This is a genomic window from Streptomyces sp. NPDC002784 (assembly GCF_053592135.1).
In genome coordinates this window covers 1-11,041 of record NZ_JBSFVD010000062.1, presented here as the reverse complement: position 1 = coordinate 11,041, position 11,041 = coordinate 1, and the positions used below count along the sequence as shown (strand labels likewise).

The window sequence follows — 11,041 nt, the reverse complement described above, 5'->3', positions numbered from 1 at the left end:
GACCGGCCCGTGAGCTTTGTCACGCGACCGAACCGGGCGCCGCGGGGATAGCCGGGCCGCGCCCGGGGCCTCTTTCCGCTACGAAGCCACCCGCTCCGCCCGGCCCCGCGCGGGCGGTCCCGAACCGAAGGAGTGATGCGCGTGCCCAGGCAGCCGGTACGGGCAGGCACCCCCGGACGGTGCCCGCGGTACGGCACCGCCGCGGCGGTCACCGGACGCCCGGGCGGTGCCCGGTGACCGCGCCGGCCACCGCCCCCGCCGTGGACGAGAGCGACCTGCTCGCGCGCTTCGACGCGCTCGTCGCCGCCGGTGAGACGATCGAACCGCGCGACTGGATGCCCGACGGATACCGCCGCATGCTGGTCCGCCAGATCGCCCAGCACGCCCACTCCGAGATCATCGGCATGCAGCCGGAGGGCGCCTGGCTCACCCGCGCCCCGTCCCTGCACCGCAAGTCGGTCCTCATCGCCAAGGTCCAGGACGAGGCCGGTCACGGCCTGTACCTGTACTCCGCCGCCGAGACGCTCGGCGTGGACCGCGCCGACCTGCTGGACGCCCTGCACCGCGGGCAGCAGCGCGCCTCCGCCACCTTCAACCACCCCGCGCTCACGTGGGCGGACACCGGGGCCATCGCGTGGCTGACGGACGGCGCCGCCGTCATCAACCAGGCACCCCTGTGCCGTACCTCCTACGGGCCGTACGCCCGGGCGATGCGCCGCGTGTGCCAGGAGGAGGCGTTCCACGTCCGGCAGGGCTACGACCTGATGCGCGCCCTGTGCGAGGGGACGCCGGAGCAGAAGGAGATGGCCCAGGACGCGGTCGACCGCTGGTGGCTGCCGGCCGTGGCGCTGATGTTCGGGCCGCCCGACACCGAGGCGGGCGGCGCCGACGCGCGGACCGCCGCACCGGGCGCCGCGGTCTCCCGCCGCGCGAGGGCCTGGGGAATCAAGCGCCACACCAACGACGAGCTGCGCCAGCGCTTCGTGGACTCCTGCGTCCCGCAGGCCGAACGCCTCGGCCTGACGCTGCCCGACCCGGCGATCCGCTGGAACGGGGAGCGCGGCCACTACGACTTCACCCCGATCGACTGGGACACCTACCGCGAGGCACTGGGCGACGACACCCACTGGGCGCGGCAGCGCATCGCGCACCGCCGGGCCGCGCACGAGGACGGCGTCTGGGTCCGCGAGGCCGCCGCCGCGTACGCCGCCGTCGAAGACGCGCGGGGAGGAGAGGACGGATGAGCGGGACGCGGGAGGGCGCACCGGCGTCCTGGGAGGTCTTCGTGCGGGCCCGCCGGGGCCTGGCCCACCAGCATGTGGGCTCGGTGCGTGCGGCCGGACCGGACGCGGCGCTGGCCGCGGCCCGCGACCTGTACACGCGCCGGGGCGACCCGCTGTCGGTGTGGGTGGTCCGCTCCGACGCCGTCCACACGGCCTCCCCGGACGAACGCGACCCGTACTTCGCGGGCGCCCGCCACAAGCCCTACCGCTACCCCGAGCACTTCGCGCCGCTGACCGAGAAAGGCCCCGAAGGTGAGCATCACGAGTGACGCCCCGGCAGCGCGCCCGGACCCCCGGCCAGACGGACCGTCCGCCGCACCCGACCTGGCCCGGCACCTGCTGCGCCTCGGCGACGACGCGCTCGTCCTCGGCCAGCGGCTGTGCCAGTGGATCACCCGCGCGCCGACCATCGACGAGGACCTTGCCCTGTCCAACATCGCCCTCGACCTGATCGGCCACGCCCGCGCCCTGCTCACCCGCGCCGGACGGCTCGACGGTACCGGCCGCACCGAGGACGACCTCGCCTACGGCCGCCCGGACCGCGAGTTCACCAACGCCCTGCTGACCGAACTCCCCAACGGCGACTTCGCGGTGACCGTGGCCCGGCAGCTCGCCTACACCCACTACGCCGTCCTGTACTACGAGGCCCTCGCGCACTGCGCCGACCCCGACCTCGCCGCGTTCGGCGCCCGCGCCGCCAAGGAGGTCGCCTACCACCGGCTGCACGCCGACCGCTGGACGGTGACGCTGGGGCGCGGCACCGAGGAGAGCGCCCGCCGTATGCGGGACGGCCTGGAACGGGTGTGGCCGTACACCGCCGAACTCTTCGAGGAGGACGAGGTGCTGCGCCGCCTGGCCGCCTCCGGCACGGTGCCCTCCCCGGCACCGCTGCGCGAGACGTGGCTCGGGCAGGTCACCGAGGTCGTCAACCGGGCCGGGCTCACCGTGCCCCGGCCCGCCTGGTCGGCCACGGGAGGCCGCTCGGGGCTGCACACCGAGGAGTTCGGGCCGCTCATCGCCGAACTGCAGTCGGTGCGGCGGCAGTTCCCCGGAGGCACCTGGTGAGCGGGACTGAACCGGACACCTCCCGCCGCTCCGCCCAGGAGGTGCGCGAACGGGTGGCGGCGCTCCCGGACCCGGAACTGCCGGTGATCGGCCTCGGCGACCTCGGCGTGGTGGGCTCCGTCGCCCCGGCCGCCGACGGCGTACTGGAGGTGGAGATCACACCCACCTACCTGGGCTGCCCCGCGCTGGGCGAGATCACCGCCGCCGTACGGGAGGTCCTGACCGCCTGCGGCCACCCCGACGGCCGGGTCCGGCAGGTCCTCGCGCCGCCCTGGACGACGGACCGCGTCACCCCCGAGGGCCGGCGCCGACTCGCCGCGCACGGCATCGCCCCGCCCGTCACCCCGGCCCCCGGCGGCCCCGGCCCGGTCCTCGTCGGTCTCGGCGAGGTGCCCTGCCCGCACTGCGGCTCACGGGCCACCCGGCCGCACAGCCCCTTCGGGCCCTCCCGCTGCCAGTCGGTGCTGTGGTGCACGGCGTGCCGCGAGCCCTTCCCCCACCTGACCGCGCTGTAAGGCACCCACCGTGAACACCGCCGCCCCCGCCCCGCCCGCCGCCTCACCCCGCACCCGCTGGCACCGGCTCCGCGTCACCGAGGTCCGCCACCCGACCGCCGACACGGTGGCCGTCACCTTCGACGTGCCCGCCGCCCTGCGCGAGGTCTTCGCCCACCACCCCGGCCGGCACGTCGTCGTCCGGCACCGCCACGGCGACGGCGAACTCCGCCGCAGCTACTCGGTCTGCCCGCCCCCGCACGCCCCCGGGACCCTCCGCCTGGTGATCAAACAGGGCGCCCCCGACGGCTTCGGAACCCACGCCGCCACCCGCCTCGCACCCGGCGACCACCTCGAACTCTCCCCGCCCACCGGCGCCTTCGCCCTGCCGGAGCTGCCCGGCGCCCACCACGTCCTCCTCGCGGGCGGCACCGGCATCACCCCGCTGGCCCCGATGGCCGCCCACGCGCTGCGCCGGGACCCGGCCTGCCGCGTCACCCTCGTCCACTCGGTCCGTACCGCCGCCGACGCCCTGCTGGCCGACGAACTGGCCGAGGTGAAGGACGAGTTCGTCGACCGGTGCACCGTCCTGCACGTACTGACCCGCGAGGACCGGGGGAGCGGGGGCGGCCCGCCCGCGGGACGGCTCGACGCGGCCGGGCTGCGCCGCCTGCTGGCGGCCGTGGACGCCTGCCCCGGCCCGGACACCGCCTACGCCCTGTGCGGACCGCCCGGCCTCGTCGACACCGCGCGGCGGGTCCTGGCCGAGGAGGGCGCCGATCCGGCGCTCGTCCGCTGGGAGCTGTTCACCGCCGGGGGGACGGCACAGCGGCCACCGGAACCGGCCACACCCGCACCCGGGACGGGACAGGTCCAGGTCACCGCCCTGCTCGACGGCCGCCGCCGTGTCGCCACCGTCCAGCCGCACGACCCGGTCCTCCTCGACGCCCTGCTGCGCGCCCACCCCGACGTGCCGTACGCCTGCCGCGAGGGCGTGTGCGGCAGTTGCCGCGCCAAGGTCCTGTCCGGGCAGGTGACGGCCGACGGCCAGCACGCCCTGGACGAACGGGACCACGCCGCCGGCTACACCCTCGTCTGCCGCGCCCGGCCGCTCACCCCCGAGATCACCCTCGACTTCGACACCTGATCCGTACGCCCCTGAAGCTAAGGAGACCCACGATGACCGCCACCGCCCGCCACGAGGGAAAGACCGCCCTGGTCACCGGAGGCAGCCGGGGCATCGGCAGAGCCATCAGCCGCCGCCTCGCCCGCGAGGGCGCCCTGGTGGCCGTCCACTACGGCCACGACCGGACGGCCGCCGAGCGGACCGTCAAGGAGATCGACGCCGACGGCGGACGCGCCTTCCCCGTGCACGCCGAACTCGGCGTCCCCGGCGACGCCGACACCCTCTGGTCCGCCTTCGACGCGGCCCTGGCGGAGCGGGACGCCCCGGCGGGCCTGGACATCCTCGTCAACAACGCGGGCATCACCGTCCCCCGCCCCCTCGCCCAGGTGACCGAGGCCGACTACGACCGCGTCTTCGCGATCAACACCAAGGCGCCGTTCTTCATCATCCAGCGCTGCCTGGACCGCCTGCGCGACGGCGGCCGGATCGTCAACATCTCCTCCGTCGCGACCCGCGTCGCCTTCCCGGCGATCGTCTCGTACACCATGACCAAGGCCGCCCTCGACTACCTCACCCTCTCCCTGGCCCAGGAACTGGGACCCCGGGGCATCACCGTCAACGCCGTCGCACCCGGCTACACCGAGACGGAGATCAACCCCACCCTCGCCGTCCCGGAGATCCGCCGCCGCTACTCCGAGGCCTCCACGTTCGGCCGGCTCGGCGACCCGGTGGACATCGCCGACGTCGTCTCCTTCGTCGCGAGCGACGACGCCCGCTGGGTGACCGGCCAGTGGATCGACGCCTCCGGCGGCGCCCACCTCGGTGTGTGACCCGGCCGCGTTCCTAGGAGATGCGATGAACGACCCCACGTCCGCCCTCGACGAGCCGGTGACGGACGACGCCCTGACCCGGCCCTTCACGGGCGCCAGCCCCTACGACACGTACGTCCACGCGTCCGTCCTCAACTCCCTCCAGCACCCCCTCACCGAGGCCCCGGACGAAATGGGCTTCCTCGTCACCACCCAGGTGATGGAACTGTGGTTCACCCTGATCGCGCACGAGTGGCGCACGGCACGGGTGGCCTTCGCCAAGGACGACCTGCACGCGGCCATGGACGCCCTGACGCGCAGCCGCCGCGCGCTGACCGCACTGGTCGGCGCCTGGGCGCCCATCGCCGCCCTGACGCCCGCCCAGTTCAACGGCTTCCGGGCCGCCTTCGGCCGGGCGTCGGGGTTCCAGTCGGCGATGTACCGGCACCTGGAGTTCCTCCTCGGCGACAAGTCCGCCGGGCTGCTGCGCGCCCACCGCGGCGACCCGGCCGTCCACGACGCCCTCGCCGAGACCTACCGCGAACCGTCCCTGTACGACGAGGTACTGGCCTACCTCCACCGGCAGGGCCTGCCCGTCCCGCGCCACGTCCGCGAACGCGACATGACCCGCCCGTACACCAGTGACCCCGGGGTGACCGAGGCATGGCGGCAGATCTACGCCGGGCCACAGCACCACCCCCACCTCGCGCTGGGCGAACTGCTCACCGACATCGCCGAACTCGTCACCCGCTGGCGCCACGACCACGTCCTGGTGGTGCGCCGCGCCATGGGCGCCAAACCCGGCAGCGCGGGCTCCGCCGGGCTCGCCTGGCTGGAGCAGCGGGCCACCCGCCCGGTCTTCCCCGAACTGTGGGAGGTGCGCGGTGACATCTAGCGCCGTCTCCGCCTTCGCCGCCGAGGAGGAGCAGCGGGTCCTGAGCCTGAAACCGGTCCTGGCACCGGCGCACGGCCGCTACGGCGACCACCCCCACCAGTCCTACGACGCCTGGCCGTCCGACCACCCCGACGCCCCGCTGGTGATCCTGCTGCACGGCGGCTACTGGCGCTACGACCGCATGCACCTGACCCCGTTCGCGGCCTGGCTGTCCCGGCAGGGCTTCGAGGTGCTGCTTCCCGGCTTCCGCCGCTCCGGCGGCGCGGGCGGCTACCCCGAGACCTTCGACGACGTGGCCCGCATCGTGGACACCCTGCCCCAGGGGCGCCCCTACGTCCTGGCGGGCCACTGCTCCGGCGGCCACCTGGCACTGTGGTGCGCCGCCCGGGGACTGCTGCCGCCCGGTTCCCGCTGGCACACCCGCACCCTGCCGACGAGCGTCCTCGCCCTCGCGCCGATCACCGACCTCACCGCCACCCGCCGCGACCGCCTCAGCAACGACGCCGCCCTCCAACTCCTCGGCGGCGAGGAGCGTTTCGCGCAGCGGCTGCCCGAGGTCGACCCCCTCACCCTGCTGCGCGACACCGGCACCACCGGCGTCCCCACCGTGCTGCTGCACGGCGCCGCCGACGAGGAGGTCCCCCTCACCCAGTTCGGCGACTACGCGGCCGTGCACCGGGACCTCAGGACGGTCGTCCTGCCCGGCACCGGCCACTACACCCTCATCGAACCGGAAGCGCCCGGCGCCCGCGCGGTCGCCGACGCCCTCCGCGACATGGCCGCCGCCTTCCCCTCGAAGGACTCCAGCCGCGCGGGCGAGGAGGCCGCACACCGATGACCACCGCACTGTCCGCCCCCGCCGACCTGCGCGAGCGAGCCGCACGGCTCGACACCGATGATCCCCTGGCCCCCCTCCGCGCCCGCTTCCTCCTCCCGCCGGACGTCGTCTACCTCGACGGCAACTCCCTCGGCCCGCTGCCCGCCGCCGTCCCCGCGGCCCTGGACGACGTGGTGCGGCACCAGTGGGCCACCGGCCTCATCGGCTCCTGGAACGCGAACGGCTGGTGGGAAGCTCCCCTGCGGGTCGGGGACACCATCGGCGCGCTCATCGGGGCCGCGCCCGGCCAGACGGTCGCGGGCGACTCCACCAGCGTGCAGCTGTTCACCGCGCTCGACGCCGCCGCCGCGCTCCGCCCGGACCGCTCGCTGCTGGTCACCGACCCTGGGCACTTCCCCACCGACCGTTACCTCGCCGACGCGGTCGCCCGCCGCCGGGACCTGGAGGTACGGCGGGTGGAGCCCGCGGACCTCCCGCGCTTCCTCGCCGCCGAGGGCCACCGGGTCGCCGTCGTCAGCTACTCGCCCGTCGACTTCCGCACCGGGGAGCTGTACGACATGCGGGCACTGACCGGCGCCGCCCACGACGCCGGCGCCCTCACACTGTGGGACCTGTGCCACGCGGCCGGCGCCCTGCCCCTCGACGTCGACGCGATCGGCGTGGACCTGGCCGTCGGCTGCGGCTACAAGTTCCTCTCCGGCGGCCCCGGCGCCCCCGCCTTCCTGTACGTGGCGCGCCGCCACCACGCCGTCCTGGAGACGCCGCTGCCCGGCTGGAGTGGCCACGCCGACCCGTTCGGCCTGGCGCAGGAGTACACGCCCGCCCCCGGCATCGCCCGTGCCCGCATCGGCACCCCGCCGGTGCTGTCGCTGCTCGCCCTCGAAGCGGCCCTCACCGCCTTCGACGGCGTCGACCTGGCCGACGTCCGCGCCAAGAGCCTGTCGCTGACGGGATTCCTCCTCGACTGCGCGGACACACTCCTCACCCCCCTCGGCTTCACCTCCGTCACCCCGGCCGACCCCGCCCGCCGCGGCAGCCAGGTCACCCTGCGCCACCCGCACGCCCGCGGACTGGCCGTCGCCCTCGCCGAGCGGGGCGTGATCGCCGACATGCGCGCGCCCGACCTGCTGCGCTTCGGCGTCAACGCCCTCTTCACCACCCACCGGGACCTCCTCACAGCCGCGCTGCGCCTGCGCGACCTCACCCGGGACGCCGCCTACGACCCCGCGCCGCCGACCACGGGACCGGTGACCTGAGAGGACCGGGCGGCGGCCAGGCGCACCCGGGCCGCCACCAGGAGACGGTGAAGGAGCCGAGCGCACCGAGCGCCTGGCGTACGCCGACGCGATGGTGCCCGAGCACGGCGAGACCACCGCCGACGTCGTGCCGCCGACCCCGACCCTGATCGACCACGCCTGACCCGGGAGGGACCGGTCCGCTCCTCACCGGCTCCTCAGGTGCTCCTCAGCGGCCGGGGCCTCCAGTAGGAGGGGGGCGAGCTGCCGCGCAGGCTCGGCCCCGGCCATCCGCAGGACGACCGTGTCCGCCCCGGCCGCCGCCAGTTCCCGGACCCGGTCGGCGGCCTCCCCGGCCCGGCCGGAGACGGTGAACACCTGCTCCGCAGGGCGCCCGAGCACGGCGCCCTGACTCTCCACCTGAGGCCGCAGCGTCTCCGCCACCTGCTGCGGATCGTCGCCGACGCAGCAGAAGGCGAGCACCGTCAGAGTGTGACCGGGACCAGCCCGCCCGCCCTTCTCGGCCAACGCCCGCGCCGCTTCCACCTCACGTGGCCCGTGCCCCTCGGCGATCACAGTGCCGGCCGGGACCCGCCCGGACAGCCTCAAGGAACGGGGCCGCACCACACCCGCGACGACCGGCGGCGGTTCCACGGGCGGATGCACCAGCCGCACTTCCCGGCCCTCCAGCTCGACCCGCTCCCCGCGCAGCAGCGCACGGACCGAGCCGATGGTCTCCTCCAGCAGGGCGAGCGGCAAGCGCGGCACGGCACCCCTACACGCCGGGCGGCGAGGTCGACTACTACACCGACTCCTCCGGCAAGACCGACTACACCTGGGACAAGGCCGGCCGCCTGGACTATCTGGTCGACCCGTTCGGCAAGAAGACGGACTTCGGTTACAACAACAACGACAAGCGCACCAAGGCCGTCTACCCCGGCGGCACGACGCAGTCGGTGACGATCGACGACAACGGCCGCCCCAGCGCGATCAAGACCACCGCGGCCACGACCGCCCTCATCGACCTCGCCTACAGCTACGCCAGCGCGGGCAAGGACACCACCAAGATCCGCACCCGCACCGACAACCTCACCAAGTACAAGTCACCATGCGGGTTTCTCCGCTGTTGCGGCCGCGCTGCCTTGCTCCTCGGCTGAAGTACAAGGCTGGCAACCTCACCAGTCAGGACGGCAGCGCATCCACCTGCCCGGGCGGCTCGGTGTTCAACTACATTGACGCCAGCCAGCTGACCTCCTAGACCGGCTCGGACACACCGTGGTCATACGACAAGCTCTGCAACGAATTGGCCGACGGACGCATCGCCGCGACCGCGCGAACGAACGAGACGTGGACAGAGCACAGCCAGTTGTCCGGGATCACGCAGGGCGGCACGACCTACGACCTGGTCCACGCCGGCACCAACAACTCCGCGCGCACGAAGCCGGTTCGACGTGGTTCCACCACACGGCCGTGGGGCTCGCGTCCACGACGACGAACGGCGTGGACACCGGATTCATCCGCGAACCGGCGGGCACGCTGAATTCCATGACGACTGGGGGGAGCAGACCGAACCAGGCGCCTCCGACGGCCCCGCGGCGGCGGCCCGTCCCTTGGTGAACCGTCCCGTCACATGCTCCACCAGCCGCAGATCGATGCCGATGATGTCGAGATGTTCCACCGGGAAACCTTTGTTCGACGGTCGGTCGACCGCGTCTTGCGCGTCTTCATAGCTGTCGTAGCTGGCCACCTTGTTCCAGGCCAGGCTGACCGGATTGGGGGGATTCGGGTCGATTTCCGGCATATCCATTCAGTCCTTCCTCGCTCGACGCCCCGCTTCCCTTGGTGCTCGACGACATGCCCAGCGGATCGGGTGGGTCCGCTGTCATTGCCGCTTCTCTTCGGCCGGTGGCGTGCCGGGCGGTGTCGGGCTGCGGTTGCCCATGAAGTAGGCGCCGAAGGCTCCGGCCAAGGAGGCGAACACCGTGACGGCGTACAGGGCCAGCACGAGTTCGATGAGCTTGCCGTAGGCGGTTGTAGCTCCCGTCGGCTCGCCGCTGATCGCCATCAGTGCCGTGGCGTGAAGGGTGCGGGCGAACGACTCGGCCGGGCGGTCGAACTCGTACAGCAATTCCCCTGCGGCGACCACCGTGATCACGGTGATCATGCCCAGCCACGCCACTCGGTCGCTGAGCAGCCGGCCCGCCGACCGTGAGGACCGCACGGTCGAGGAGAGCACCCGGCCGGTGCGCAGGAGGCGAAGGGAACGCATCAGGCGAAGCACCCGTAGGAAGGGCAGGATCAGGAAGATCACCTGCCACCAGTTGCGGCGCAGGAACTGTCCCCGGTGCTCCGCCAGGCCCAGGCGGGCGATGAACTCGGTGACGAAGGCTGCCCACAGCAGCCAGCCGGTCACCGTCATGGCGGTGTGCATCGCCGTTCCGGACCTGGCCATGCGCTCACCGATGACGACAAGCAGGAACAGCAGTCCCAGGGCGCTCATCACGGGCGTGAGCCGGTCCAGCAGTTCCTGGGCCAGGCGCTCACGCACGGAGTCCTGCTCGGTAGTTCGACCCACGTCAGCCGCTCACTCGCTCACTACGCGTTTCATGCGTCCGCGCTCCGCCTGTCCACAGGGCAGGGGCATCAGCGTAATGCCCGGCTTATGTAGGATCGCGGTGGGCATGCTCGACATTGTCCAGGGCGGTGCCGGAGCCGTACTGGGAGCGGGTGATCACACTGAAGCTGCCGTCCGTTTCCAGCACGACGGCTTGCACGTCTTCCATGGCGCCGATCCCTTGAGCACGGATGGCCTGGCGCACTTCATCGGGTGTCACTCGCTGGCGCCTCATCGCTTCATGCAGCATGCGGCCCTGGTACAGCAGCACGGTCGGGTCGGCCTTCACCAGGCGCTGGACCCGACCGTAGCGGACCGACGCCCAAGCGGTGAAGAACTGCAACGCCACCAGCATGCACAGGGCGGCGGCACCTTCGAGGAGCGCGACTTGGCGGTTGAGCAGAATCGTCGCCAAGGTCGAGCCCAACGCCACGGTAACGACCAGGTCGAAGGCGTTCATCTTCGATAGGGCTCGCTTGCCGGACGCGCGGACCGCAGCGATCAAAAGCAGATAGGCGAGGCCCGCCATGATCAAAACGCGGACGAGGTCATCCCAGGAGTCGAAGAACATGTCCCCACTGGTACCCCCTAGTACTGCAACGGTGCTTGTTCTGAGTGCTGGGCAGTTTTCAAGGGCTGTGTCCACGGCGCTTGTAGTGACTGAGCCGTGCTTGATACTGGC

General features: G+C 73.1%; 13 protein-coding genes and 1 pseudogene. 10 read left to right on the top strand and 4 right to left on the bottom strand.

The window, feature by feature from the left end; genetic code table 11:
- Positions 1-233: 233 nt before the first annotated feature.
- The 9 genes from paaA to ACWD1Z_RS35640 are packed head-to-tail and all read left to right on the top strand — an operon-like array spanning position 234 to position 7,766.
- Positions 234-1,244, top strand: coding sequence for a 1,2-phenylacetyl-CoA epoxidase subunit PaaA (gene paaA / locus ACWD1Z_RS35680; protein ID WP_451124795.1), 1,011 nt, complete (start codon positions 234-236; stop codon positions 1,242-1,244).
- Positions 1,241-1,552, top strand: coding sequence for a 1,2-phenylacetyl-CoA epoxidase subunit PaaB (paaB, locus tag ACWD1Z_RS35675; RefSeq protein ID WP_451124793.1), 312 nt, complete (start codon positions 1,241-1,243; stop codon positions 1,550-1,552). The genes paaA and paaB overlap by 4 nt, the downstream gene beginning before the upstream one ends.
- A gap of 55 nt (positions 1,553-1,607) precedes the next feature.
- Complete coding sequence (gene paaC, locus ACWD1Z_RS35670; RefSeq protein ID WP_451124797.1) at positions 1,608-2,348, top strand: 1,2-phenylacetyl-CoA epoxidase subunit PaaC; 741 nt, start codon at positions 1,608-1,610, stop codon at positions 2,346-2,348.
- On the top strand, positions 2,345-2,863 hold the full coding sequence (gene paaD, locus ACWD1Z_RS35665; RefSeq protein ID WP_451124791.1) for a 1,2-phenylacetyl-CoA epoxidase subunit PaaD: 519 nt from the start codon (positions 2,345-2,347) through the stop codon (positions 2,861-2,863). The genes paaC and paaD overlap by 4 nt, the downstream gene beginning before the upstream one ends.
- Positions 2,864-2,873: 10 nt before the next feature.
- The gene (locus ACWD1Z_RS35660; RefSeq protein ID WP_451124789.1) at positions 2,874-3,989 is read left to right on the top strand and encodes a 2Fe-2S iron-sulfur cluster-binding protein; all 1,116 of its coding nucleotides are present in this window, start codon (positions 2,874-2,876) and stop codon (positions 3,987-3,989) included.
- Positions 3,990-4,021: 32 nt separating this feature from the next.
- A complete protein-coding gene (locus ACWD1Z_RS35655) occupies positions 4,022-4,798 on the top strand; it encodes an SDR family oxidoreductase (protein ID WP_451124787.1) in 777 nt (258 codons plus the stop codon).
- A 25-nt stretch (positions 4,799-4,823) separates the two neighbouring features.
- On the top strand, positions 4,824-5,672 hold the full coding sequence (locus ACWD1Z_RS35650; protein WP_451124785.1) for a tryptophan 2,3-dioxygenase: 849 nt from the start codon (positions 4,824-4,826) through the stop codon (positions 5,670-5,672).
- On the top strand, positions 5,662-6,510 hold the full coding sequence (locus ACWD1Z_RS35645; protein WP_451124783.1) for an alpha/beta hydrolase family protein: 849 nt from the start codon (positions 5,662-5,664) through the stop codon (positions 6,508-6,510). The genes ACWD1Z_RS35650 and ACWD1Z_RS35645 overlap by 11 nt, the downstream gene beginning before the upstream one ends.
- A complete protein-coding gene (locus ACWD1Z_RS35640) occupies positions 6,507-7,766 on the top strand; it encodes a kynureninase (protein WP_451124781.1) in 1,260 nt (419 codons plus the stop codon). The genes ACWD1Z_RS35645 and ACWD1Z_RS35640 overlap by 4 nt, the downstream gene beginning before the upstream one ends.
- 186 nt (positions 7,767-7,952) lie before the next feature.
- Here ACWD1Z_RS35640 and ACWD1Z_RS35635 read toward each other — a convergent pair.
- A pseudogene (locus ACWD1Z_RS35635) lies at positions 7,953-8,519 on the bottom strand (LLM class flavin-dependent oxidoreductase); the annotation flags it as partial.
- 182 nt (positions 8,520-8,701) lie between these two features.
- Here ACWD1Z_RS35635 and ACWD1Z_RS35630 point away from each other — a divergent pair.
- Entirely contained in the window at positions 8,702-8,902 is a 201-nt protein-coding gene (locus tag ACWD1Z_RS35630; RefSeq protein WP_451124779.1) for a hypothetical protein, read from the top strand.
- A gap of 356 nt (positions 8,903-9,258) precedes the next feature.
- Here the strand turns inward: ACWD1Z_RS35630 and ACWD1Z_RS35625 are convergent, their stop codons facing one another.
- From ACWD1Z_RS35625 to ACWD1Z_RS35615, 3 genes are all read right to left on the bottom strand, one after another.
- Positions 9,259-9,546 carry a general stress protein gene (locus ACWD1Z_RS35625; RefSeq protein ID WP_451124777.1) on the bottom strand — a complete coding sequence of 96 codons (288 nt, stop codon included), beginning with the start codon at positions 9,544-9,546 and terminating at the stop codon, positions 9,259-9,261.
- An 81-nt stretch (positions 9,547-9,627) separates the two neighbouring features.
- The gene (locus tag ACWD1Z_RS35620; protein ID WP_451124775.1) at positions 9,628-10,320 is read right to left on the bottom strand and encodes a hypothetical protein; all 693 of its coding nucleotides are present in this window, start codon (positions 10,318-10,320) and stop codon (positions 9,628-9,630) included.
- Positions 10,321-10,405: 85 nt separating this feature from the next.
- Positions 10,406-10,930 carry a DUF421 domain-containing protein gene (locus ACWD1Z_RS35615; RefSeq protein WP_451124773.1) on the bottom strand — a complete coding sequence of 175 codons (525 nt, stop codon included), beginning with the start codon at positions 10,928-10,930 and terminating at the stop codon, positions 10,406-10,408.
- Positions 10,931-11,041 lie beyond the last annotated feature (111 nt).